24 protein-coding genes are annotated in these 25,089 nt (G+C 42.3%); 23 read left to right on the top strand and 1 reads right to left on the bottom strand.

Annotated elements, in window-relative coordinates; translation table 11 throughout:
* The 12 genes from P4S58_RS22455 to P4S58_RS22400 all read left to right on the top strand — a co-directional run bounded on the left by P4S58_RS22455 (position 1) and on the right by P4S58_RS22400 (position 11,234).
* Positions 1-552, top strand: a complete 552-nt coding sequence (locus P4S58_RS22455) for a DotI/IcmL/TraM family protein (RefSeq protein ID WP_337165910.1) — start codon at positions 1-3, stop codon at positions 550-552.
* Between the two features lie 2 nt (positions 553-554).
* Positions 555-1,283, top strand: coding sequence for a hypothetical protein (locus tag P4S58_RS22450; protein WP_337165907.1), 729 nt, complete (start codon positions 555-557; stop codon positions 1,281-1,283).
* A 105-nt stretch (positions 1,284-1,388) separates the two neighbouring features.
* On the top strand, positions 1,389-2,519 hold the full coding sequence (locus P4S58_RS22445) for a DotH/IcmK family type IV secretion protein (RefSeq protein WP_337165905.1): 1,131 nt from the start codon (positions 1,389-1,391) through the stop codon (positions 2,517-2,519).
* Complete coding sequence (locus P4S58_RS22440; protein WP_337165904.1) at positions 2,512-3,831, top strand: TrbI/VirB10 family protein; 1,320 nt, start codon at positions 2,512-2,514, stop codon at positions 3,829-3,831. The genes P4S58_RS22445 and P4S58_RS22440 overlap by 8 nt, the downstream gene beginning before the upstream one ends.
* A gap of 9 nt (positions 3,832-3,840) precedes the next feature.
* Positions 3,841-4,788: a hypothetical protein gene (locus P4S58_RS22435; protein WP_337165903.1), complete on the top strand. Its 948-nt coding sequence runs from the start codon at positions 3,841-3,843 to the stop codon at positions 4,786-4,788.
* A gap of 50 nt (positions 4,789-4,838) precedes the next feature.
* The gene (locus P4S58_RS22430) at positions 4,839-5,033 is read left to right on the top strand and encodes a hypothetical protein (protein WP_337165902.1); all 195 of its coding nucleotides are present in this window, start codon (positions 4,839-4,841) and stop codon (positions 5,031-5,033) included.
* Positions 5,034-5,051: 18 nt separating this feature from the next.
* Positions 5,052-5,444 (top strand): hypothetical protein, encoded by a 393-nt coding sequence (locus tag P4S58_RS22425; protein ID WP_337165901.1) that lies wholly within the window; start codon positions 5,052-5,054, stop codon positions 5,442-5,444.
* Between the two features lie 45 nt (positions 5,445-5,489).
* Entirely contained in the window at positions 5,490-5,867 is a 378-nt protein-coding gene (locus P4S58_RS22420; protein WP_337165899.1) for a hypothetical protein, read from the top strand.
* Between the two features lie 25 nt (positions 5,868-5,892).
* Positions 5,893-6,663, top strand: coding sequence for an HNH endonuclease signature motif containing protein (locus P4S58_RS22415; RefSeq protein WP_337165898.1), 771 nt, complete (start codon positions 5,893-5,895; stop codon positions 6,661-6,663).
* A gap of 14 nt (positions 6,664-6,677) precedes the next feature.
* Positions 6,678-7,892: a hypothetical protein gene (locus P4S58_RS22410; RefSeq protein ID WP_337165897.1), complete on the top strand. Its 1,215-nt coding sequence runs from the start codon at positions 6,678-6,680 to the stop codon at positions 7,890-7,892.
* A gap of 15 nt (positions 7,893-7,907) precedes the next feature.
* A complete protein-coding gene (locus tag P4S58_RS22405; RefSeq protein ID WP_337165896.1) occupies positions 7,908-8,222 on the top strand; it encodes a hypothetical protein in 315 nt (104 codons plus the stop codon).
* 15 nt (positions 8,223-8,237) lie between these two features.
* Complete coding sequence (locus P4S58_RS22400; protein WP_337165893.1) at positions 8,238-11,234, top strand: hypothetical protein; 2,997 nt, start codon at positions 8,238-8,240, stop codon at positions 11,232-11,234.
* 96 nt (positions 11,235-11,330) lie between these two features.
* Here P4S58_RS22400 and P4S58_RS22395 read toward each other — a convergent pair whose 3' ends face one another.
* A complete protein-coding gene (locus tag P4S58_RS22395) occupies positions 11,331-11,960 on the bottom strand; it encodes a hypothetical protein (RefSeq protein ID WP_337165891.1) in 630 nt (209 codons plus the stop codon).
* Between the two features lie 185 nt (positions 11,961-12,145).
* Between P4S58_RS22395 and P4S58_RS22390 the strand changes: the two genes are divergently transcribed.
* From P4S58_RS22390 to P4S58_RS22340, 11 genes are all read left to right on the top strand, one after another.
* Positions 12,146-12,838 (top strand): DotD/TraH family lipoprotein, encoded by a 693-nt coding sequence (locus tag P4S58_RS22390; RefSeq protein ID WP_337165889.1) that lies wholly within the window; start codon positions 12,146-12,148, stop codon positions 12,836-12,838.
* Positions 12,835-13,848 carry a type IV secretory system conjugative DNA transfer family protein gene (locus P4S58_RS22385; protein WP_337165888.1) on the top strand — a complete coding sequence of 338 codons (1,014 nt, stop codon included), beginning with the start codon at positions 12,835-12,837 and terminating at the stop codon, positions 13,846-13,848. Before P4S58_RS22390 ends, P4S58_RS22385 begins: the two co-directional genes overlap by 4 nt.
* Positions 13,841-15,031, top strand: coding sequence for an ATPase, T2SS/T4P/T4SS family (locus tag P4S58_RS22380; RefSeq protein WP_337165887.1), 1,191 nt, complete (start codon positions 13,841-13,843; stop codon positions 15,029-15,031). Before P4S58_RS22385 ends, P4S58_RS22380 begins: the two co-directional genes overlap by 8 nt.
* Before the next feature lie 294 nt (positions 15,032-15,325).
* Positions 15,326-16,555 (top strand): TcpQ domain-containing protein, encoded by a 1,230-nt coding sequence (locus P4S58_RS22375; protein ID WP_337165886.1) that lies wholly within the window; start codon positions 15,326-15,328, stop codon positions 16,553-16,555.
* A 10-nt stretch (positions 16,556-16,565) separates the two neighbouring features.
* Positions 16,566-18,239 (top strand): hypothetical protein, encoded by a 1,674-nt coding sequence (locus tag P4S58_RS22370; protein WP_337165885.1) that lies wholly within the window; start codon positions 16,566-16,568, stop codon positions 18,237-18,239.
* Between the two features lie 3 nt (positions 18,240-18,242).
* Complete coding sequence (locus P4S58_RS22365) at positions 18,243-19,706, top strand: hypothetical protein (protein ID WP_337165884.1); 1,464 nt, start codon at positions 18,243-18,245, stop codon at positions 19,704-19,706.
* A 179-nt stretch (positions 19,707-19,885) separates the two neighbouring features.
* Positions 19,886-20,587 carry a hypothetical protein gene (locus tag P4S58_RS22360; RefSeq protein WP_337165883.1) on the top strand — a complete coding sequence of 234 codons (702 nt, stop codon included), beginning with the start codon at positions 19,886-19,888 and terminating at the stop codon, positions 20,585-20,587.
* A gap of 10 nt (positions 20,588-20,597) precedes the next feature.
* Entirely contained in the window at positions 20,598-22,328 is a 1,731-nt protein-coding gene (locus tag P4S58_RS22355) for a GspE/PulE family protein (RefSeq protein WP_337165882.1), read from the top strand.
* Positions 22,325-23,527 (top strand): hypothetical protein, encoded by a 1,203-nt coding sequence (locus tag P4S58_RS22350; protein ID WP_337165880.1) that lies wholly within the window; start codon positions 22,325-22,327, stop codon positions 23,525-23,527. The genes P4S58_RS22355 and P4S58_RS22350 overlap by 4 nt, the downstream gene beginning before the upstream one ends.
* Positions 23,528-23,608: 81 nt before the next feature.
* Entirely contained in the window at positions 23,609-24,172 is a 564-nt protein-coding gene (locus P4S58_RS22345; RefSeq protein ID WP_337165878.1) for a type IV pilin protein, read from the top strand.
* A gap of 20 nt (positions 24,173-24,192) precedes the next feature.
* On the top strand, positions 24,193-25,089 hold an 897-nt coding region (locus tag P4S58_RS22340; protein ID WP_443089035.1), incomplete at its 3' end, for a pilus assembly FimT family protein.

Raw genomic sequence — 25,089 nt, 5'->3', positions numbered from 1 at the left:
ATGCATAGACAGAGCTTAATTACACGGATACTTATTATTGTAAACATGCTTATCGTAGGGCTCATAGCCTATAGCGTGAACAAACAGCCCGAGCGTCAAGCAATCTACCAAGAAGATGGGAAAATAAAGAGCGTAAGGATTAGAGATCTTGCCTCAATCACGGACACCAAACTGCTAACATTCACAAATGATGTAGTAGCAACTTGCTTTTCCCTCACCCAAGTAAATGCAGAATCAAAGAGTGCCTACTGTGCTGATACCTATTTTTCGCGAAACCCAGCGTTCATATATCGGCAGAAATATGCAGATCCAATTAAGGATGAGCTAGTAGAAAATGACCAAACTATCTACGCAGCTATGCCTACTGCACCTGTGATCCTGCAACGGCCAACGCAAAAAAGGCAGTATTACACTGTGTTTACTATTGTGAAATTAACCCGAGTTGGACGGACTCAACGAACCACACAGAGTAAATACATGCGTCTGTTCATTATGCCTACGCAAAAGTCTGTTAGTCCTTACCAATTTGAAATTGTAGGTATTCAGATATGAGTATGGATAGTACAAATAAAACACATGCTCCAGCGAGAGATGAAGCTTTAGAGGCCATTTTAGCATTCAACTCATTTCAAAAACGCGAATGCATTAACTGGTTTCTAAATATGTGGTTATCCATTGCGCTAGTAATGTTGAGCTACGGTATTTACAAACAAGTGACATCAGTAGATGTGAATCGAAGTTATGTCGCCGTCAACCCAGAAAAAGAGCCAATTAATCCCATTAGCACAAGGCTACCGATTAATACATCAGATAAAGAGATTGGCGATTGGATGCTAGCCTCTTTGCGTAAATGCCTGAACTTCGATTGGCGTAGCTATGCATTTACCAAGAACAAGTGTAATGCAGACATTTTTGCAATGACGAAGATGCCATTCTCGCAAGTAACCCGAGGGGAGGACTTTTATAACAAACTGGAAGAGTCTGGGATTACTGGATTGCTGATAACCAATAAAACTTCAATGGATGTCAGCATTCAAGATGTAGAGCTTGTGAGTAAAGGGCTAAGAACATATTCATACGAGCAAGAGAGCGGCGATCCATCTGAGCTACCAAAACTCGAAACAGAATCGTTTTATGTTTATGAGTTTAACATGATGATGACCATTAATATGGTCGGCCAAAAGTTAGATGCACCAATCAGGTATCAGGTGTTGCTACAAAGAACTAGTCAACTTGTCAGGGAAAATGGGCTAAGCATACGCAGCGTACTGTCATTGGAATAACTTTTTCTGAAAAACACGAAGACAAAAGTAGCAACCAATCTCATTTTATTTATAATAGCAAAATGTCTAGGTAGTAATATATTGTATATGTGTCACGAAAGAATATTGAAAGCAAGTGTCATTGTGGGTCTTATGATTCCACTGTCAGTCTGTGCTGCAATTCAAATTGCGCCACAGAGGACAGGTGTGGAGCCTATCGAAAATATTGCTACCTCTGTTAATGAGTATGCCGCTGACAATGACAGTGTGTATGATCCACAAACAAACATGCTATACAGTCGAAACGATGTGATTGCCGCGCTGTTCCGCACCTACAAAACTCTTGATGACATGTTGCTTGATTACGATAAGTTGAGTGGCATTCAGCGCACTGTCGTTCGTGAGCTCACTGCTAGAAAGCTGGAATTGCAAAACCAACGAATAAAAGAGCTTAATACTCAATCAACGCTAAATTCTTTAAAGCAAGACCTGCTTATTGAACAGGCTGAGTTTGAAGTCAAAAACGATCCTCAGCTTATCATTAGGCAACGTCAGGCAGCTGATGAAGCAGAAAGAGCGAAAGCAATTGGATTGTATGAGGCCAAAGTAAAAGCAGACCTTATCAATTACGATCCCACAGCCAACGTTCAAATCGAGATTAATAACCAAGTGAACCACCCTACTGTCATCAGTTTCTTTGACATGACGGGTAGCGCATATCCTATTACTAGCCATTTGCCTGATAAGCTATCGCCTGCCGCCAGCTTTGATCTTCAAACGAAAAACGAAAACCAACTGCTCATAGTACCAAAATTCAACCATCGTATGGTGAGCGGTTTTGTATGGTTAAAAAATTATGACCAGCCTATTCCGATAGCAATAACCTCCAATCCAGAACAAGAAGTAGACGTGAAAGTGCGTGTGATCATTCCTGCCATGTCGCCGACCAACACTGAGAAGATTAAGGAAATTACTGTGCCCTTGTCGAAACTTAATAAAGATGACGACCCTGTAATGGCTGATATTTTAAATGGTCGAGAAGGTGCATACAAAATATTGAAAATAAAAGGATTACCAGCCAATTCGAGAGCGTTCAAACATAATAATTATTACTATTTTAAGTCCCAAGCTCAAATGCTGTATGAAGTAAACGCTGCCCTTTCCTTGGGTAACTGGTACGTTTTTAAAGCGCGACCAAAAGCCACGTACTGGTTCAATGTTGACAACCAAGAGACTGAGGTAAGCGTCTATGAATAGTCCAAAGCGCCTAAGAGATCAGTCGAAACAGCAAAAGCGCAAGAACTATCTCATTATCGGTGTAGTGGTATTAGTCGGTTTAGGGGCTTTGGGGGCCGCATATGCACGATTTGCATACTTATCTTCTCAACAATTAAAGCAAGAGAGTAAGCCAGCAGTAAAGTCTGACATCAACGCTGTCACTGCAAATGCCTCCGCTGCCAACAAAACAGATACGGAAAAACCACTTGATGACAATAGTGCTGCGAAAAAGTCTATCAACGAAAAAGAAAAGCAAGTGAAAGAAGAAGCCGAAGAGCTAGGAAAATCACACATTGATTCTACGACGGCACTTAAGGATAAGGCTGAGCGATACCAAAAGATGCTTGAAACACAAAACAAGGATAAGCCGCCAACAACAAGTTCTGTGGCTGCATCCAATACAAGTAAAAATAACAATAGCAAACAACCTGTTCAAATGACACGGGAAGAGAAGATTGCTGCTAAGACAGCGCTACTTTTTAATGACAGTGTACCTAAGTTTGATACAGCTGACGTTGCTAAAAAGACTCATGCCGAATGGGTAGCCGAGAAAGCTAGTAATGAATATTCCACGATAGTGATAGAAGCTATTCAGGAAGAGAAAGTTAGGCAAAATGCAAGCAGCACTGCGGCTCTCGATAGTCGCGAAACGAGCAGTGCCAGAAGCAGAAGTCCTGAAAAAATGGATGACCGCGTATTGATTTGGGATATGGGTGAAACCGTGCTAACAGAGCTTCATTGGAAGCTGGTGTCTGATTATTCGCTACCAGTGTTCTTTGATGTTGTACAACCACCAATGATAGGTGCTCGGTTTACTGGTAACTTCGAAATGACCGAGAACCAAGACGGCATTTTGCTACATATCACTACGCTAGACTATCAGGGCGAAGCGGTACAAGTCGAAGGCTACGGAATTGATATCAAAATGGATACTTCTCCGCTGTTTGATAACAACTACGACTCGCATTTTTGGACTCGTTTTGGTGCGCGTGCAAGTGCAGCATTCATGATTCCGTTCGCAGACTATGTGACCGACCAATCAACGGTTGTGTCTGATGGCGTCGTCACGAGTACAAGTGCTGTGAAAGGTCTAGGAAACCAAGTGCTTGGTGGTATCGCTAACGTCGCAACAGAGTTTCTACCAGACTTACAAAAATATTCTAATATCCCGCCTACGATTACTATCCCCGAGGGATATTCCGTGGGTGTGATATTGGCTAAACCTGTGTATTTATCCGAAAAAACGATTGTAAACGGAGATACACGTAAAAAAATCGCTGATTACAAATGAGGATAAATCATGCCTGAGATTGAAGACCAAGCTGCTTCAAATGCAGCAAGTGCAGTTAAGGCGCAGAAATCACCCAAAAAAGGTGGGAATGCTGGGGTATTTAACCCTGTGTATGGTTACGTAGCGTTAGCGTTAGGCGTTCTATCATTGGCTGGTGCAGGTTATGGCATTGTTGAAAACATGAACACCAGCAATAATCTTAAAACTGTTTACAAGTCACTGAATGAAAAGATTGCGACTGTACAACAGGCAGATCCTAAAGAGCTGGCAATTTCTGATGAAACAATGATGACGATTACTCAGAAAGTACGTCAGGATGTGGATGCGACGTTACCTGAATCTGTGCAATCGGCTGCTAAAACCTACGTGGCTCAAGTGCGCAATGATTTAATGGTGCAAGTAGATCGTAAGATTCGCGACATACCATTGCCGAGTGCCGATGTCGACCCAGCCTTAGTAAACGCGTTGGTTATTCAAGCGCTTAAATCTCAATCATCAGCACTAAACAAAGACGAACAGGCTCGTCGTGAAGTGGCAGAGCTACGCACGACAGTAGAAGGTATTAGCGCCCAACTCGCTAGTGGTACGGTGGCAAAAGCTCAACCTGTTGTAGAGCGTGTTCGATTAAAAGGCTTCAACATTGTTGGCGAGCCATTAAAGAACAATACATTGTTCGTTGTAGATGCTCCTAAGAAGGACGGAAGCACTGCAAGTAACTCCATTACTTTGGTTAAAGGTGAAGGGTTCTTGAACAAATGGTTAGGATCGCAACGTGTTGAAGGTATAGAGAAGCAGCAAGACGGAAAATACCGTCTTCTCATCTCTGGCGGCTACTTCATCGATAGCAACCGCGAGGAATACACAAAAGAAGAATTGCTCGCGCTGAAACCTGCACCAAAAAAGCAAGCGCAAAAAAAGCGACTCAACAAGAACCGACTGAGCAAGCGACCCGTGTAGCAAAAGCGCAAACTCCGTCAGCGCCTACTCCACCAGCGAATAAGGTGTATTTGACGGATTGGTTCGTCATTATGCCTAAACCTGATTCGCAAGAGGTTGTGGTATTTAACCCTATTACGGTAGCGCCTATTCCACTGAGCATGAACAAGTATGTCGATGGTATTGGTACTGTGCAGCAAATCAATTTCAAAACTGGCGAAACATGCTTTGAGCGCTACTGCGTCCAAGGCAAAGCCACTAATTAATCACAAGGAGCCTTAATAATGGTTGCGTTTAAAAAAATCACAAAAGGGGCACTCGTTGCAATGATGGCAACAGGCTCATTACTGACTTCTTTTGCCTCTTTAGCAGAGGATGGTCGTGGAGCAAAGGAGCTTCTTAAAGATGGTAATGACATAGCTCTTCTTGCTGGGGTTACAGGGTATAACATCGCGCTAGCTGCTGGCATTTTCTTGTTCATTGTCGGTGCTTTTATTTTTGCGGCATCCTCGCGTAACAATGGTCAAGACAATGGTAAGACCAAGAAAGCCGCGATTGTGATGTGGCTAATTGCAACTGCACTATGCTCGCCAAGTGCATTCTTGAACCTTATGGGGAACACAGTCACTGGTGAAAACGTTGAATACAACGAAATGTTGAACTCAGCAAACAACTAATGAAGCGTACAGGGGTTAGAAATCTAACCCCTATTTGGATATGTCATGATGAAGTTAAATAGAGTACTGACTGTTGTCGGGCTCCTTGTAAACAGTAATCGCGTGCTGGCAGCGTCCAACGAAGACAGTACCGTGTCATTCCTCTTCCGCATGGCAGAAGTCGTTCATTTAGGAACAATCACTTGGTATAACGGACTGTTGACATCTGGTGTAATCGCATTTATCGCAGGCTGCGTGATGATTGCAAAAGCAGATTCTATGAACATCCCAAGAAAATATGGAATGGTCGTCTGTATCGCAGGTTCTTTGTTGGCATCTCCACGAGGGTGCCAAGACATGGCCAATAGAACATTGTTTGAGTCCGATACAGTGGAAGTTTATCAAGACATGGATAGTGGTTTTATTACCCCTGACTTAAATTAGCAAAACCGCAAACGCAAGGCTGAACATGAGCGAATTAAGAAAAATAGGCAGTTACCGCCACGACACTAATTTTTTCATGGGAGTTATTCGAAACTCTCATGCCGTCGCTCGTGCAGACAACCCTCATGCGGATGAAGACGACAAAGTTTTTCAGGAAAACCGAGCTAAGTACATTAATCAGATCACTGCCACTATGAATGAAGGTCAAGCGCCATGCTGCGCGGTGTGCTCTACACCGATGAAGGCTGGATACCATATCCACCACAAAGACGGCGATCATAGAAATAACGATTTGGTCAATTTTGAGCTATTAGACCCTTTTTGTCACCTGTGTTACCACTTAGGTTATATCGGCAGTAACGAGCTTGGGACCATCATTTATGAGCCCAACTTATCGCAAGCAACGATTAATCAGATGCAGATAATCACCTATGCCCATCAGTACATCATGAAGCATACAAACAAAGCATCCCAAGCCTATCAATTGCTAAAAAGACAATCGGGCGAGCTACATGTGGTAATGGAAGCGTTGGAAGCGTCTAAAGCGGTGGTTTTACGCAACTTTCAAACTAATGACCCTCTGCACTTTGCGAATGTCTTTGCTCACATGTCTGAAGATGAATACGCAAATCGAGCCAACGGTACGTTTTCAGGTCTACGGATTTTGTTTGACCCGAACAAGTTTGAGAAAGAAATCAAGCTATTTGCAGAAAACCTGTTCTCTATGAGTAACACATCAGGTCAGTACTTCCCCACTCAATGGGATAACCACGCTAAACAACTAAAACAGAATTAATAGGTCGTGAAACTATGAATAATGCGGGAAATGACAACATTGCTATTCTTTGGATTGATGATGAACATGGTGGCTCTAGCTTTAAACCGAGCTTAGCGTTTATGTGCTCAAACGATAAGCCAAATGATGTCAGTCGCGTATCGTTAAGCTCGCTCGATGCAGGATTTACTTACATTACTAACGTTAAGCCTCATTTGTTTAAGCATATGGGACTGAGCAAGCGTCATCGTTTACTCAACGCAAACTTCTTCGGGGTAACGTTGTCGCAAATCGCAATCGAACTTGGATTAGATGACGATCTCAATATCAAGCTTCCTGTGATGCTAAAAGTGTTCTCTACAATGGAGAATAAACTGCGCCAAACCTACGGATTAAAGATAGAGGAATGCCAGTACACCATTCTTGAGAAGTTGAGAGAAATCATATGTCCAAATCACCATAGAGACTTAGCTACCATAGATGGCGCGAACTCATTGCATCTAAACAACGCCATCCGTGAAAGTACTCAGAAGTTACAAGCGAACAACATTGATATTGACAAAAAATTCAGCACTGTTGTCAGTGGTAAATTCCCCAAGCTTCCCTACTTCATTCATCTTATGGGCCAAGGCTACCCTGTGAGCCACAACTATCAGGTAACAACAGACTTTCAAGACCGCACTGTTGGAATGAACGGAAGTGAAGACGACTCTAGATTGGTGGTGGATTTTGCACGTAAAAAAGCTGGGTTCATGGAATTCCAAGTTGAGGACATGCAAAAAGATCATAGGCGTTACATTCCTGTCGGGATGGAGATTACAACAACGCGTTCACGTAGGTGGGCAGCACTACCAGAAATCGTCGATATGATGAACTACGCAACACTTAGGTTAGGTCAGTGTTTTTATACTGACTCGGAACCTTTACCGTTCGTGCCTGCCGAGCCCCCTATTGAAACTAAATTTATGAATTACACCAATGGCTTAATTAACGAAGCTATTTGGGTCGCCATTAGTTATTCCAACAATTCGGATGCAAGTGCGTCACCGATTGCTGCCTACGTAAGAGCGTATGACCGCGTGATGTGTAGAAGAGCCGCGACGGAACTTTTCACTCAAGGTTTTAGGTTGGTGGGATTCTCTACAGGTACAGTGCGATTTGTGGTGGACAGTGGCAACGAAAGCCAAAAAGAGAAACTGGCTCAAGCGTTACTCGAACAAAACTTGCTACCGCAACTTGGCGCACTTTGATAGGAAACACTGGATATGAACATTACATACAATGCAATCAGTGACGAAGAAGTATTCGCAAAGCGAGTAGAAAATGACTTTATTTTTTCACTGGCAAAACTGTATCCATTCGGCAATGTTATTACCGCTCAAGATGTCTTGGACATCGAAATGATTAGTGGTCAAGAAACTAAAGAGCAAATCAATGCGCAGCTGAAAGCAAAACTGCAAGTATTGCAAGAACGCAGCATCAAGGCGCACGCTAAGCGGGAACGTCAGCAGGCAGAAACAATAGATAAGCCTCAAGGTGGGCAAACAGACGCATCTCAAAAAATTAGCATTCTCTACTAATAAAGGTTTCGAATTATGGGATTACTACCATCCTTCAACGCGATCACGAACATCATCAGTGACACAACACAAAACAGTTCGTTCTCGCATTGCAACTTAATGTGCGTATCTGCCATAGACAGCAATGTACTTTTGTCGATGGACGGTAGCGTATTTTCAGCCTTTGAAGTCATTGGTACTCAACGATACCTGACTGATGAAACTGAGCAGTACTACGTCGATGAGTTAGCCGACGGTCTACAATCCACTCTGCGTGATCCCCGCCATAAAATGGGGTTTATGTTCGTGCGAGACATGAACCGCAACGAAAAAGAACTCGATTCAATGTTCAAAGGAACGCTTGATACCATTAAGCGCTTGGGTATTGACGCAGAGCATTTCTTTGAACACCAGAAGCAAGATCTAAAAGAGAATTGTGCATTTGAGCGTGCTCTACTTATCCTTAAGACGATGCCGCAAAGCTTTGTTTCGACGGAGACAAAGAAAGACACTACCGTAATTATTGATGAAGTACCGCTACACACTCAGAATGTCACCAAAGAATCTGTTAATCTTATCAACGAGCATACAGCGTTCACCACTTCTCTGACTTCCGCGTTAAAGAAATTTGTAGGCATTATTCCCGTTGATGCTGACACGTATCTTAAGTACACCAAAGAAGAAGAAAGCTTAATTAGTCTTGATCATTCACGTTGGAAAACGAAGGGATTGTTAGATCCAGTAGACTTAACACTGAATGACAATGAACCAGAATTTGTTAGTCACCCTCCCCTTGCTTACCAACTTATTAGTGACGACAAAGAGCTGGTATCGCGATTTACCCCATACATCAGTTGCGGTGACAATTTTGTGGCTACGATAGATCGTGAATACTTCCACATCACCAACGACTGCACATGGTCACAATTTTTCAAAAGTCTAGACTATAAAATTCCTATCAGAGCCTACTTTGAGCTAGAAACGGGCACAGATAACTTAGTGTCACGTCTATCGGCACGAAAAACCTTCCTGCTGTTTTTTATGATCTCGGAATATGGTCGCAATATTGATGGTGCGATTAATCATTTAATGCACTTGGCCACGAAAGAGGGCAAAACGTTGCTTTCTGGAACACTTAGCATCGCAACATGGTCGGACAACCTAGAGACGTTGAAGAAGAATAAACAAGCATTAAAGCAAGCCCTATTGTCTTGGGGGGCGCTAACCCCAAGAACACCAGCCGACCCGTTTAGAGGCTATTACTCTACGTTACCCGCTTTTTCAAAAAAACCAAGTGCTCGGCCATGTATACAAGAAGCTAGGCAGCATATTGCAACCATGCCGTTTACCCGACCTTCATCGCCGATGAAATCAGGTGCTATTTGTTGGTCTTCACTAGATGGTAAGTTAGTCCCATTTAACCCTGCCTCTCCTGAGCAAAGCTACGCAGCGAATATCATTTCTGGTGCTATGGATGCAGGTAAGACCGTGATGGCATCTATAATTAATAACGCCTATGTATTTGCTGAAGGTAATGAAGACCTACCTCTTATGTCCTATTTGGATTTTGGTTCTGGTGTACATAACTACCTTAACTCGCTAAGAGCATGGTTGCCTAAGCATCAACAATACAAAATCGAATGTATTGCACTGAAGAACGAAGAAGGCAATGGATTCAACATATTCGAACCTCAGTTTGGTTTGAATGTGCTTGAGTATCGCGAGAAAGAATTTGCGGTTGGTTTCCTAAAGCTGCTGCTTAACGGTGAGTCGAAAGAATCACTATCACGTCAGTTAGCAAATACGCTGAACCTATTAGTGGCTGCATTCTTTGCTGCGTTCCATAAGACACCCCTTCGATATGAAGCTCGATTGGGTAGCTATGTGAAGGATGAGCACCGCCTTCATCGAGAAATTAACAAGGCAATTGAGGATGGTACGATTTCAATTGCGAGCGACGATCATTTTTCATGGTACAACGTGAGGGACCAGCTGTTCTTAGCAGGCAAAGATGAGTGGTTTGAACACGCTCGTTTCGCTCATCGCCAAGGCTCACCTGACCTGACTGACTTTTATAAATTTATTTGCCAAGACAATGACCAACGCGAGCGATTGGAATCCATCACCATTGATACTGCGGCAGGTAATGTCATGCTCTATGACTATATACAATCTGCGTTAACAGGGATCATTGCTCGTTATAAACATATACTCGGTGAAAAGTCTCAGATAGACGTATCACAAGCCAAGATTGTGGGTGTAGACCTTAAGGCTATTGCAGGTGGTTCATCAAGTGAATCTGTGTTCCAGAAGCAGTTGTTTGGCCTACTGGCCAAGCATTTAGGTACACGTAACTTTTGGCGCGATCCTGAAACCTTCCTCAACTACGTGCCTGAGATGTACAAAGACCATTACAGGGCAATCCTCGCCTCTGAGAAGAACATTCGTAAACATGACTTCACAGACGAATACAAACAGTTTAAATCGGAAGAGATGGACAACTACGTGGATAACATTCTACTGATTGCTCGTAAATATAGCGTAGCCATGACGCTTGCAATGCAGCAGTTGTCACACGCACCAGAAAACTTCCTAGAGCTGGCCACAAATGTCATTGTGCTGGCTACTACTGACCAAGATCGCAAGTTGCTGAAGGACAAGTTCACTCTATCGGATAGCTTTCTGAATGAGTGTCGTCGTTTTCTGAATATCTCTGAAGGGTTTGGGCGTATATTCCTCTACCTTGGCAAGTTTAAAACGCATCAAGGTATGGTCGCGCAGCTATTACGAAATCAAGTGACACCGAGTTATCTATGGAACTTTGCGTCGGGTGAGAGTGATGAGATTGTGAAGAAACTGGCTAGGACACGATTTGGAGAAAAATCGGCATTTATGCGACTTGCGAAGATGTTCCCTAAAGCAAGTGTTGCCGACCATATATCAAATCGAATTAATATGACTCAGTACGATGAGAAGCCACTTACGCAAAATGACGTAATAGCAGAAGTACTAGAGAATCTAAAATACGTTTAATTGACATGCCATTTAATTGGCGCAAATAAAATAATAAGCTCTTAAATATAATAAATAGATATTCTGGTAGTAATATATATATTAATTGTTATTTATTTAAGAGCTTAACTGTGCGATAAATTTTGCACTACGCAAATCCAACACACCATTATCTAGAGATAATTTTTCTTCAAGTAGACGACAGATGCGTGAAGCATGTGGCGATACCTTGCCTTCAAACACGTTAATAAGATGAGATTCAATAGGTGAAAGGTCGGCCTTCAACTCGGCGATAAGATGCGTAAAATTGGATATTGACGGTTGAATGGTAGCGAGGTTCTGGGCGCGTATTTGAGCTATGCGATTGTCATCAAAATAAACTCTTCCATGCTCAAACCAAGATGCATCAAGCTGTAGCAGAGTGCACTGAGCATCAATAATACTGCCGAACTCCCCTTTTTTTAGTAAGGATTCGGTGTCACGAATGTCAAAATTGACACGTCTACAAAAGCTCGACATACCACCAGCCAAACGCATAGCAATCAGCACGTTATTACGCTTTACATGTCGTTGCATGTCTACAAATTTCTGAAGTTCAAGTAATTCAGAAAGACTGCAATCGCCTTCGTTCAGTCGTGCACACTGCTTAGGGAAATTGCTTAGCAGCAAACGGTAAACCGCATCATTTTCAAGTATTTGACTAGAAATTACGCGGTGCAATTCAATATGGATTTCACTACTAGACATAACCACTCGTGACACTATACAACATAGATTATTAGAATATATACAAGCGGAATCATAATCCAATAGTTTAAAAATGTATAGATACTAATCAAATAATCATCATTTTTTTACGCTTTTAGCATTAACAAAACATCCTTGAGTGATATATAATCCGCAAATATACATTCATATATGGTGTTAAAGGAATGCTAAAAATCGGCAAAGTCGCATGTCTAAGCCTCGTGTCAGCTCTATCGCTGGTCGGATGCGCAAATAAAAACGAGGTCGCTATCAACCAGACAGCCCCTGATGCAGAACATTCAAGACCAACAATGATTGATCAAGAAATCGTTTCTCTCTCCCGCCAACTCATTGATGAGACTCGCAAGCTTGCTAATCAAAGGCAATTGAAGCTAGACAGTACCTTCCAAGAGCAAAAGAAAGTAAGCAGCACAAAGTACAAGACGTTTTCGGGCCTTGAAGTGAAAAGAGACTTTGACTGTGATTGCGACATAAAGACCGCACTTCAGAGTTTAGCGATCAATCTAAATTGGGATATGGACTCTGTTTATGAAATCGGCAGAAAGCCTGCGCAGGGTGTGCCTGTAGAAATCCATTTCAAAAATATGCCCATGTCTACAATGCTTGAGATGTTAGATGTCCAAGTGGGTTCATTTGTGGACATCCGTCTTGACCCTAACTTTGAAACCATTCTGATCTCCTATAAGACTATTTCGCAACCGCATGTGGTGCTTGAAAACGCGGCCTCGTCGATTGAGACACCAGCAAAAATTAGCGTATCAGTGCCCCAACCCCAAACCTACATGAGCCCAATGCAAAGTGATAGCGGCGGCGCATTAAATCCAGCACGAAGCGAACCATTAGAGGCTGCTCAATGATGAAAAGGCTAAACCAAATCGTCTTGTCGATGATTATTGGTTCCATCGGTGTTGTTCCCAATGTCGCCTTTTGTGCTAAAGGCGAGGGTCAACTGCTGACCAAGGAGGCGTTACTTGAACTCAATGAAAGCAACGCTGAATACATCAAGCAGCAATCTGAGCGCAAAGAGTTTCGTGCAAGGATGCTAATAGCTGCTAAAGAGTACGGATACAACCACGGCTATATGACCGAATACAATTATATGAAAAAGCGTATGCTTGCTCAGAAACAGTATTGGGATAGGTTTTTAGACTTCAGATCGTTGAGTTCTGTCTTAGCAACTGGCGCAGCGAAAGGGATGTTCTTGTTAGGCGGTGTAGTAGACGAAGCGGATAGCAGCGTAAAGGAAATTGATGAGAAGACTATTCTCACAGAGGACAAAAAGTACATTATCAAAGCCTACCCTCGCCTAGCGATTAGTCCTCCTTACTGGCAAGACTACATTTTCTCAGAACCCAATAAAGACCTAAGACTGCCTGCTAAATCCATTTTGCCAGAAAGTGATATTGAACGGGATATTTGGAAAGAAGGCGTGGAGATTGGTTGGCAAAGAGGACAGAACGCAGCGCTGGATGATTTTCTTTCCCGTATAAGATTGCTATACGCCGATTTAATTGGCATGACCCGATATTGGCGATTGGTCGAAGCTGGCATTATCACTGATGTAAAAGTCGATACAGTAGACTACTACTTACAACATCTAAAGCTTGAAAAGGGTGAATCGTTAACCTTCAACCCCCGTCTGGTGGCAATTACCTCACAGTCTAGTTTTTCTGAAAAACCCGAGGAATGGGATGCCTATAGTTCGCGTGATACTGACGGCGACAAACGTCAACAAGTGCGCGATGACATCATTTTAGGGAACGCAAATCTCGAATTAATCCAATCGTCCGATGTAACCATCTTCACACCGAAACACGAACAACTTATGAACGAAATTAAGCAGGAAAGGCTAAAACGCTATGAATAGCACGCTTAACGATGCCACCCTAGCACACATACCGCCTAAGCTGCTTCAAATTGGCCAATGTAATAAGAGAGCCTTTGAAGACATTCTACTCTATGCACACGAGAACAAGCTGCGAGATATTTACATCACAAGCTATGACCATGTGCGCGGTAGGTTGAACAACAATAAAGTGCTCATAACTAACGAAACTCTGAATAACAATCAGGTAGAAGCTCTTTTGAGTGAGGCAGTGCCGACTCTGAACCGCATCTACACAGGCCGCTCAACAAACCCTAACTATGTATTAGTCTCCCCTAATAACAAGAATGACAAATACAACTTCCGTATTTGCGTGACCAAGTTCAGCTACGGAAATGAAGTAGGGATCGACTGTGCAATTCGACCTCTTCCAGACAAACCAAAATCCGTTGAAGAATTGGGGATTTCACCAAAGATAGTCGAGCACCTAGAGAAGATGGAACAAGGACTTATCCTTGTCATTGGTGCGACAGGCTCAGGCAAAACATCGACAATTGCCGCTCTACAGCGTCACACGCTTGAGCAGCCTAGCCACATACGAATCCTTGAATTCGCTCGTCCTGTGGAAAACCTATGGCACAAAGTCAAGATACATCACTCTAACCAAATCGTTCCTCATAACGTGTCTGAAGATGGAAAGAATGGTGATATGGAGTCATATGAAGAGGCTATCAGCACTTCCATGCGTAAGGCGGGTGATTGGCTTTCCATTGGCGAAATGACAGAAGTGGAGTCATTCAAAGCATCTATTGAAATGGCAAACACTGGTCATAAAGTCTCAAGTACCATGCACGCTAATCGAATTTCAGCTGCAATTGCCCGTATCTATAACAAGTTCCCCGCAAGTGAACGCGATGCGCTCATCGACAACCTTATTGAAGAATCTGGAATTCTCATTTCTCAAAGGCTATACGAAGACACCAATAATGGGCTGGTAGCCTGCCGAGAAGTACTGCTACTGGATTTTGAAATAAAGGATTCATTAAGACAAGCCGCTGCAATATCACTCGGCACTCTAAGAAATGAAATCAATCGTTGGATTTGGCAACAAGGCACCAGCTACTACCACAGCGCACTTGAGCTATTGAAAGCGGGACGGATCACAGAAGAAACTTTTAATAAGGTGGTGCATACATATGGCAAATACACACCAAGAGAACAATAGATTCAAATTGTGGGTAATGGATGGCTCAGGGATTGCGCTGTTGCCTTTGCTGGGGTTCTTTCCCTCGTTAACAATGATTTATATCAACATTGGATGGGCAGTGTTTTGCATTGCAATTGGATTCTTCAACTACTCGGTTTTGGATATTGTCAAACTCGTCTGGTTTAGAAAGAACACGAAAAGTCATGCGCGTATGAAAAACAACCGTTAAATCATGCGTGAAGTCTAGAAAGTCTGTGTGATATATAATAATATCATAACAATATACGGGTATAACTGATGAAAATTAATTGTATGAAAACAACGCTCCTACCTATAGCAGCTCTAGTCTGCGCATCATTCATGGCTCACGCAGGTGTATACGTGTCGTATGAGTCTATTGAGCCTACTACTGACATGCAGTTAAAGAAGGCTCAAATCAACGCGTTAAATAAGCAAACCGAAGCTCTTACCCGCAGCACTCGCTCGTCTGAGTTTATGATGACTAGCCTTATCGAGCTTCAACGTGAAGAGCGTGAGCGCAGTAATCAAAAGTTGGAACAAGCCGCTCAAATGCGCGTTCTTGCAGAAAACAAGCAACACGAAGTAATGAAAGATCAGCTTGAACTCACTGCAAAGCAAAGCCAAGTTCAAAATGACATTGCTCAACGCCGCCTCATGCTTCAAAAGGAATTTGACGAAAAGAACAATGCCCTTATTGCTAGCGCCGCTCAAACTCAACAAGCCATCTACGAAGAACAAAACCGTCGCATGGGTGAGTTTTTAGAACAACAAAAAGGCATCCAGAAGCACACAAGTGCACTTCAAGAGCAAGTGGCGAAATCACAAGAAGCGCTGGTATCTAAGCAATTTGAGCTTAACGCCCCGTCAAACATGGTTATTGTCCGAGCTGAAGATGCAAATCATGCCATTGCTAAGGTAAGTAAGAACGATGCCATTGCGATTTCGGAACAACAAACAGTTACAAGCGATAAAGCTGCGCCAAAAGTGAATCTGAATGCTTTTATTAGCAGCGTTATTCCTTCGGATTGGAAGTATGAACCCGAAGCATCAAGCGTTATTTTGAAACAACAAATTTCACTTGTTACTGGTCGTGATTGGAAAGAGATTATTAAGCGCATTGCGGTTGAACATCCATACCTTGAATTCAAAGTCGATACGACAAAGAAAGTGGTATCAGTTAAAACAATGAATTCAGAGCATACAGCGCAACTCACTAAAGAGCCTATTCGCGCTTGGAATATCACAAAAAACCTATCTCTAAAGCAAACCATTCTCAAGTTTGGCGAGGAAGCCAATTGGCAGGTCATTTGGGACACCAATGAAGTGGATTACCCTATTGTAGCTAACGCAACTATCACGGCTAGCTTCTCTGGACGTGATGGCATTGTAAATAAGCTTATGAAAAGCACTGCTCAAAAGGATTTTCCTCTCATTGCAACATGGAACACACAAAACAATGCTGTGGTGATTACTCGCCGAGCATCCAAGGTTAAAAGCACCGTAAATCTCAGTGGGGAATAAGGGTCATCATATGTTCAAGTTTAATAAAGTCACCGCATGTCTGTTCACCACGATTTTGCTATCTGCCTGTAGCTCAACCGAAGGTGAACATGTTGCAAGCCACGTTGAGAACAATGCCAAAGCAGCGTTTCTGAAGAATACGACTAAACAAGCCTTTGAATACAACACAAAGGATTTGGAAGTTGCACCCTACTACTACACCGATGACTTCTACGTATTGGGTGGTGCTTTTGAAATGACTGAGCAGCAGAATTTGCCGCCAGTATTTGATATGAATATGGACTACAGTCGCGTTGATAAAATGGACATTGATGCGATCGTCGCACAAGTAAACAAAATGTACCAAAACTGGGGAGTGGTGATTAACGTTGATGAAAGCGCTCGTGATTATATCAAGGGTGAATTGGCATCTGGTGCTTCAACAAGCGGGTCAGGTAACAATATAGCGGCCAGCAATGATTCTACCACCAATACTTCGGGGATCATTAGTTCTACTGGTATCACCCCTATTTCAACGTTGGATACATCTTCTTTGCAAGGATACACTTCATCTACAGGATTCACTTTGCAACTTGACTCTAAAGAGTCAAGTCTTCGAAAAATTCTGGACTACATTGCTGCCGCCACGAATACTTGGTGGAAGTATGAGAACGGTCGCGCAACCCTGTACAGACTAAAGTCTGAAACGTTTATTGTTGATGCTTCAAACAAAGCGTACAGCGACTCATATTCTGCATCAACCAACACAAATACCGAAGATTCAAGCTCGACAACGGGCTCGTCATATAACAGTACCGCAACCGGAAAAACAGCGCTTGAAGGCGTGAGCGAACAAATTGGTTTAATGCTCTCGAAAGATGGTGAAGTGTATATCAATACTTTCGACAGAAGTGTAACCGTAAAAGATACACCAGCTGTATTGAAAGACGTCCGACAGTTCCTTAAGAAATACAATATCCGTTCTACCGCAATGATCGCCATGAAAGTGAACGTCTTTGAGGTTATCACTGAGGTCAATGATAACAAGAATATTGATTGGTCATCATTGTTCGAGACTGATGGTTTCGGTTCAATCGTATTCTCATCACCTTCATTGGCAGCAAACCCGTCATACGGTTCAATTACTGCTAGCGCTTCTACAGGTAACTGGAATATTGATTCACTAGCAGAGTTTATTAACCGCCATTCGTCTATCTACAGTCAGATTAGCAAAATGGCTAAAACCAAAAACGGCGTACCCGCAATCGTTACGACTGCACAAGAACAAGGCATTGTAAGTGGGCGTTCTGCATCTGTAACGTCAGATAGTGTCACGACAGAATCCATTGAGACATCATTAATAGATCAAGGTTTTACTATACACACTACCCCTCGCCTTACGTCGCTAGGAAAAATCGATATAGATATCACTGTTAACACGAAAACAATCAATGATATTCAGTCGTTTGGTTCAGAGGATAATGAGGTCCAACTTGAAGCAAGTCGCAAACAAGGTGAGAGCGCATCTGTGGTGTTAAAAGATGGCCAAAGCTCGATTGTGACTGCGTATGAACATTTCTTAACTGAAGCCGACCTTCAATCTTTGGCCGAGGACTTCCCTTGGTGGGCTGGTGGCTACAACCAAAAGAGACGTTACAAAGCTAGCTTAGTAATAGTGGTTCAACCGACCATTATGGAGCTTTAAGCTATGTCAAACATTCATAGCGTATCTGGAAACCTGTTTGAATATGTCGTTACCGACATGTTCTGGCGAAATAGAGCCAAAATTGAGAACAACACCCAGTACGTAAACACCTTTGAGTCTGTATTTAGTAAATACACCCCTATGGGGGTCATAGAAGAGCAACAAGGTAAAGCAGGTCTGACGTTAAGTGTTGGTGTGTTGAAGGCATTACCGCAAGATAGCGCCATTAGTTTGCAACAATGCGTTTCGTTAGCCATAGCTTTAAAAAAAGGCTTTGCTGGTCAAGACACATCAACAGCTAAACCGAGTGATGTGGAAATTGTTAACCTCTTTCTGTGTGAGTTGAGCGATGAACTATTTTACGCGTGCGCCTTTCAAGGTGCTCGCGTAGTGGTCGATATAGCTATTCCTTACACAAACAGACAGAGCGTAGTTGATTGCATAGACGATTTAGGGCTACTTGAGTTAGCAGACAGCTCACTGGTCAAAATAGTTACTATTGGTCGCGGTGAACAAACACCTCGTCTTAGTCAGGTATGCGAACCATTCAATGCTCGCATTAAACAACAAGATGCTGCTGAGGCTGCTAATGCTGTTGTTGGTCAAGAGAAACCTGCACCATGTACTAAATATGAAATCAATCATTTAGAGGAAGACTGGCTTACCAAGCTCAATAGCCTAAGTAAAAAACAGCTTCCGTACATCAGCAGTATAAAAACCTACAAAAGATCTAAATTCACTTTTACTAATGTTGTCACTGTTGGTGGCTTTTTGGTCTTGTGTGCTTTCGCTGGAAATCAGTGGTTCAGTAGCACAAGCGACACGACTAAACCTAAAACGAGTAGCGTGTGGGATAAAGCGCGTAGCAAAGCGGGTCCCATTGAAGAGGTTGCTAAGACAGCAATAATCGATAAGTTACCCTTTCAAGATAGTGAGGCTGAATACAAGTCCCATCAAGAAAAGCTCATGCAAACGTATGAAAGCGACAAGCAGCTTTATGAAACACATGTGCGTGCGAGCGGTACCGAGCCAATGTATGGAGTAATTAGCACCATAGGTATGGCTGAAGTAAATATTGAAGGTTATAAGCTAACACAAGCGCTCTATATCAATGCTCTTGGCCAAAGTAATTCTTTAACCAAAAAGATGCATTACGAATATGTAAGAGAAAGTAAGACAGCTCTCGTCAATGACTTTATGAGCCACAAGCCTAGTGGCATTGCCACTTCCGATGGCAATAAAATCGTGCTAACTGAACAGTTTACCATCAGTGAATATGAAGCTCCTTTCAAGATTGATGACGTCACTGGTATTAGCAAAAGTGGCAAAGATAAACTCATTAGCATTCTACAAGGACTGAAAGCTGATAATAGCATTCTTAGTTGGACGCTCGCTGCTATCGATCCAAAAGCACAAGAAGGTGCTGATGACGTAAAAGGCCAAACAGGAGCAGGTGCTTTTGAGTAAGTATCCGCAACTCAAAAAGTACGTATTACACCCCATTCCTATTAAGGTCACAATCATTAGTAAATATCTCAACTCTCTGGAAACCCTGAGAACAATTACTAACCAATACCCTACTTCGGTAATAGAACTTGTGAGCTATCAGGCTCAGGACCAAATACTAAACACGGAGATTGTCATTTATGACTTCCAATAAGAAGAAATTTTTACTTACAGCGATTGCGTGTTGTCTGATGAGTGTGAGCGCTATTAGTCATGCGTTAACTATTGCTGAATATGAAGCGCGTATAAAAGAAATCAACGACGCAGCTTGGGACACCGCGGAAAAAACTAAAGCGATAAAGGATCTAGAAAACTTGTGGGATGCACAGGCAGCACTTGCTCGAAAAATCGCGCTCGCATCTGCTGCTGAGAACCCAGCCCGAGAATCTAGTGCTGCTACAACCGATACGAGCAGCGTGCAGCAAAAATCATCGCCAGTGGGTTATCAAGACCCAATTGGATGGAATTTTGACAAAATTTACATGGTTGACAGCTATCAGATTGGCAATGGAGTCGAGATAAAAGCGCAGCTGTATGTAAATGGCGATCCCGTGACTGTTGATATAAACAAAGCAATTAAGAACAAAGAGCAGTTCGGAAATTACATTTTAGTGAAATATCAAGATGACCGCTTACTTGTAAAACACCTTAAGACAAACAAAACGGAATGGGTACAGGCTACGAGTGCTGAGCAGATAGCTGCCAAAGTCGAAAACAATAACCTCCTTATGCAGAAGTACCAAGAAAAGTACGCGCTTGGTGTGCTTGACGCCCAGCTAGAAGTGTATACGGATAGCCAGCAAACACCTGTCAGTGTTTCCTATAAAACACTAGAGAAATAGGGTTAAGAAAGTGGGTTCTAAATATCTTGCGCAACACAAGTCGCTTAGTGATTTCGGAGCATACTCTGAAGTTTATGATGCTTTGCAGTTGAATCAGTCAACAGAATGGCTCAATTCCATCGCGTGCATTGTATCAAGCGAGCACTATGTTACCGACTTGGACGTAACAGAGAATGACGCTACCGATGCGTCGGCTGAACATGTGAAGGTAGCAAGAATTCCTCAAAAATCACCAGTAGTATTTCTGATGATTAGTGAGTCTTTGGATATTGACCAAGAAGAGTACATGGAACTCGTCCAAGTGACGCGTCAACAATTTAGAAACTCTCACCCTAAATCACCAGTAGAAGTGTTACGCGTACCTGAAGATGCGATTCTTAACTTGCACAGCATATCGCAGCATAAATCTGGGCTAGAGGAAACGGAGAAGAACGCGCAACGTGCCATAAACGATAAGATGCTGCTAGATGCTCACAATATGGGTGCGTCGGATATCCACATCTTGTGTGACGAGAAAGAAAGTCACATTAAGTTTCGGATTGACGGCGAACTGCGAATGTACGGTGGTGAGCGTTACCAAGAAAAATTATATCGCCAAATTAGTGTGATGTACGGAGCTCTCGCACCCGAAGACGGCAACGTAGCAGGGTTATCTTTCAATGAGCGAGAGAAGTTGGACGGTACTCTTTATCGAGATATTGGTACAAAGCGACTTGGTGCACGTATTGTCAGTCATTCAACAGATAAGAAAGACATGAACTTTACGATGGTTCTGCGTGTACTGGCAGACCAGAACTCTGAAGCGCAGAAGATACCGTTTAAAAAACTGGGCTTCATCCTAAATCAAGAGGCTCAACTTCGCCGTGCTATGACAGGTAAAGGGTTAACACTGATCATTGGTGAAACTAACTCGGGAAAATCGGTGACACAACAAAACATATTGATGGAGATCGATGAACAAGCTGGCGGCACGAGGAAGATAGTATCCATCGAAAACCCAGTGGAACAAAAGATACGTGGCGTTGTGCAAATCTCTCTCATTGACGCGGGTATTACCTCTGCAAATGCGATGGAAATGGCGTTTCAAGATGTAAGTAGCTATCTATATCGTGCAGACCCTAATGATGTGGCAGTAGGGGAATTAAGAGATAAATTAACCAGTAAAGCTGCCCTCGCCTACGCCCTTTCACATAATGTAATGGGAACTATACACGTTGATGATCCGTTTGATGTATTTGAACGATTGGAGGGGATGGAGGTGGATACCGCAGCTCTTAGAACGGGTGTTCTCAAAACCATTGTGGCACAGAAGCTGTATTCCAAGTTATGCCCACACTGTAGCCTAACCGTTGATGAACTCCAAGAGTTTACAGACATGCAAATGCAAACTGTAGAGCAAATTTATGCAATGGGGCTGGGTCATAAGCTTAAGCTGGTTCGTTTTAGAAACAACAATGGCTGCTCTCAATGTAACGATGGTATTAAGGGACGTCAGATGATAGCGGAAATTGTCAACACAGATAGCGAAATTTGTAAGTATCTAGCTACCAATGACAAAGTAAATGCCCGCATTGAATGGCTAAAGCATGGAAACTACAGTAAGTACGATGTTGCTCTACATTATATTTTCAACGGTGTTGTAGACCCAACACTCGTAATTGGTCAATGCGATTCACTAAACCACAGCTTTCTTTTTAGGGAACAACATAAGTTAATCCACCCAAGGTTAATATACAGATGAATACGAGAATTGAGTCATTAAGAACGGCTATTGCTGCGCATGGTAAAAAACTCAGACTTAATTATTACAGACTGAGCGCCAAATCAAAGCAGGACCTTGGAAAACACATTGTATTTCAAGTGAAACTTTTTATCGCAAAAACGCTTTTCAAGAAGGTAATATTAGAATACTTATCATTTATTTATGAATTTACAAATTCAGAAAGCACTCATAATTCCACCGACGGTGTTAACTATTTAAAAATCACGACAACTCTTGATGAAAAAATACATAAAGCATTCCCAAACTGGTATAGCAGATATATTGAGAAGTTTATTTATCGCACAGCTAGAATTCGATTTGCTGAGAGTGAGAAATCAGACATCAAAGATGCAATTGTTATTTTCTTGAACAAAGGAGAGAAAATGATATTGTCATCCGTCGCAAATAGCGGTACGGGTATTAAAGCAATATTACATCAGTCTGAGAGAAGCAACAAACTAGTAGCTATCATTTCTGCCGCATTATTTCTGCCTCTTGTAGAGCTGAGTATGCTGACAGTTTTAATCCATCTTGTTCACCCAAAACTAATCGCTGGATATGTGAAAATTGCTGAACGAAAAGAGGTGGAGCTTGAAGGTTCACTTAAGTACATAAACACTATTGACGTATTCGTAATGGCGTATTGGCCATTAGTGATCAGTTTAATTCTAATTGCGATCGTTATGTATAGGTCGCTAATAAACGTATTGCGAGGGAAATCAAGAATTACTTTAGAGAGAATACCTATCTTTGGGATGCCATTTAAGATTACTCGCTTGGTTAACTCAGGATTGTTCTTGCAGTTTTTGGCAACACTATATTTGTCAGGAATTACAACGCAAAGAGCACTCAAAATACTAAGAGAAAATGCTACTCCGTTTATGAAATCAAATATCGGAGAAATGGCAGCGGTATTTAGTGACACGGGTTCAGAAGTTGATGCGCTTAACCACGAATTATTTGATGACAATACACGTTACCGATTGAGCGTCTATTTTGATTTGGTGGACCCAACTAAGAATATGGGAAAAATTGCAGACAAGATAATCGCAGATATTGAAATAAAAGTAAGACGTATTGCGTGGATACTGAACATCATATTTTTAGCTTCTATAGCCGCTTATTTAGCAGGCTTGGTGATGTCAATGAACGCTGTGCAAGATATAATTGGCATATAGTGAATAGTTATAATATGTAACGATTAGAAGTATTGGCAAATGTGCTATTTAAATAAATCTAAAAATCACAAGGTAATATAAATGAAAAATCAACTCGTAAGAAATGGAAAGCTTAAGAAAGGGTTTACACTTATCGAATATATGATTGTAGTAGCGCTTGTAGCGATCGTTGGCGCGATTACGTATGGTAACTACGTCCGAGGTGAAAATAAGGCCAACAAAGATGGATTAGTTGACGCTATTGTTAACTTTTACGCCGTTGCAAAAACCAGTAAGCAGACGTGGAAGAACTACTCTGGTATGTCAAATACGAAAGTGTGGTACAGCAATGACATGATTTCAGACAACTTTAAGTCTTCTACTGCTGGGCAGTTTAATACACCTTATGCCGATAACGGACTTGATTTTGGGTATGCAGACCAAGCGACTGATTTAGCAGGTAACACCATTACTAGCTCAAAAGGTTTTGCAACGGTAACGATAAAGGGGATAGATAGTAGCAACTGTTCGGATTTGGTGGATTCATTTATTGATAAAGTAATGATGGTATCAGTCAGAGGTTCGCGTGTAGCTTCCGAAGATGAACGTGACTCACTTTGTGCCTCCATATCTTCTAAAACGTACATCACATTGACCAATAACTAAGTAACAATTAAGAGTACGGTATGAAAAACAGCCTCAAGAAACAAACGGGTTTTGGACTACTGCAAGCTATGTTTGCAGTGGCCATCATGGGTCTACTCTTCAATCAATGGACTCAACGCCAAATGGCTGACATGAGACGGCAAGAAGTAGACATACAAAGTAAACAAGTGGCTGAGATTGCTAATGCACTGGTGCGTTATCAATCCAGTGCTGGTGATGCTGCTAATGGCTTGTTGTCTCCTGCTGAGCAGTTTGACCAAAATGGTAAACCGTTTAAAGACGGGGCTGTACACTATAATCTTGATTGGCTTAAGTCTAGCGATTGCGCAAATGGTGTTGGTACAGCGCCTAGCGGAACAGTGTACTTAGCGTGCGAATATGAGGATTTCATCCTCATCGGTGATAACACAACGTATAAATTTACGGTGAATAATGATGGCACCGTTGTTACCACCACAATGCAATTGCTATCCGCAGATGATGAGTCGAAAGGTATCGTGATCGATGGGCAAGTGGACACTGTTAAGTCGGCCCTACTTGCTTCAGCGACTGAAAGTAAAATTACGTTTTCTTCATCAGGTGCAGTGAACACATTCGTAAACGCCGACCCTGATAGCGGTATTATTACCATTGAGGTCGGTTTAGATATAGCCAACTCACCTTATCAACGCAGAGATGGTATCAATAGCATTACGGGTACTGAACACTTTGCTAATAATGCAGGTATAGTGTTTGATACTCCCGCTGATATTGAAGGTGTTCAAGTTTCAAGCGCAGAGCGCTTTGCTTCCTACGATAGAGCTACGAATACGGTATCAGATACACGTTACATGAACCCAGCTGGTCAAAGTATCTTTGAAGATATAGAAGTGGCTAACGCAGCTAAAACGAAGTTTTTGGAAGCCGAGCAAGCCAAC

Source organism: Vibrio sp. Hal054 (genome assembly GCF_037162405.1).
Lineage (GTDB): Bacteria > Pseudomonadota > Gammaproteobacteria > Enterobacterales > Vibrionaceae > Vibrio > Vibrio diazotrophicus.
This window is presented reverse-complemented; position numbering and strand designations above follow the sequence as displayed.